1 protein-coding gene is annotated in these 458 nt (G+C 67.9%); it reads right to left on the bottom strand.

Features of this window, described 5'->3' with window-relative positions:
- The coding region (locus AC07RN_RS21185) for a CoA transferase (RefSeq protein WP_478337248.1) at positions 1-300 on the bottom strand (300 nt) is incomplete at its 3' end.
- Positions 301-458: the final 158 nt, after the last annotated feature.

The raw sequence follows: 458 nt of genomic DNA, 5'->3' as shown, positions 1-458 counted from the left end.
GATCATCGACCGGACCAGCGCCATGTCGTCCGCATCCTTCAGATTCAGTGCGATGCTCTCCTTACCGATGTTCGCCAGCCGGTAGTACTCGGAGCTGCCGTCGTCGGCGAACGGACCCATCTGCCGCGTGTCGTCTCCGGTTCCGGGACGTTCGATCTTGATGACCCGCGCCCCGGCGTCCGCGAGCATTCGGGTGCACGTGGGTCCGGCGAGCACGTGGGTGAAGTCGACCACCGTGATCCCCTCGAGCGCTTGCGGTTTGGTGGGGTCGAGGTGTCCGCCGGGGTCGTGTTCGGTCATGGTTCCTCCTGGTGCGCCGGACGATCGAGCCTCTGCAGATGGCCGCTCTCGGCCCCGACGGCCGGATCGATGACGCAATCGATCAGCGCGGGCCCCGCGGTGGTGAGCGCGGACCGAAGCGCGCCGGCGACCTCCTCCGGTGTCTCGGCGTGGTACCC

Source organism: Lelliottia sp. GFLA7, from assembly GCF_056490165.1.
This window is presented reverse-complemented; position numbering and strand designations above follow the sequence as displayed.